This is a genomic window from Bradyrhizobium sp. Kon69 (genome assembly GCF_055807515.1).
Window position 1 is genome coordinate 1 of the sequence record NZ_JBVVOS010000090.1, and the last position, 680, is coordinate 680.

General features: G+C 64.9%; 1 protein-coding gene. It reads left to right on the plus strand.

The features are described 5' to 3' along the window. Positions 1 to 680 (plus strand): chemotaxis protein CheA (locus AC0L3U_RS38315; RefSeq protein ID WP_473364949.1); only part of this gene is annotated, 680 nt, incomplete at both ends.

Below are 680 nucleotides of genomic sequence, written 5' to 3' on the forward strand. Positions count from 1 at the left end.
ATGACCATGGTCTCCGAGCTGGTGCTGACCCGCAACCAGCTGTTGGAGATCTCCCGCCGCAACGAGGACACCGAGTTCAAGGTGCCGTTGCAGCGGCTGTCCAACGTTACCGCCGAGCTGCAGGAAGGCGTCATGAAGACGCGCATGCAGCCGATCGGCAATGCCTGGCAGAAGCTGCCCCGCATCGTTCGCGACCTCTCGAGCGAACTCGGCAAGCAGATCGAGCTGGAGATGCACGGCGCCGACACCGAGCTCGACCGCCAGGTGCTCGACCTGATCAAGGACCCGCTCACCCACATGGTGCGCAACTCCGCCGACCATGGCCTGGAGACCCCCGCGGAGCGTCTCGCCGGCGGCAAGGGCGAGCAGGGCACCATTCGCCTGTCCGCCTATCACGAAGGCGGCCACATCATCATCTGCATCGCCGACAACGGCCGCGGCCTGAACACCGACAGGATCAAGGCCAAGGCGATCTCCTCAGGGTTGGTCACCGAGGCCGAGCTCGAGAAGATGAGCGAAGCCCAGATCCACAAGTTCATCTTCGCGCCGGGCTTCTCGACCGCGGCCGCCATCACCTCGGTGTCGGGACGCGGCGTAGGCATGGACGTGGTGCGCACCAATATCGACCAGATCGGCGGCACCATCGACATCAAGTCGGTCGCCGGTGAAGGCTCCTCCGT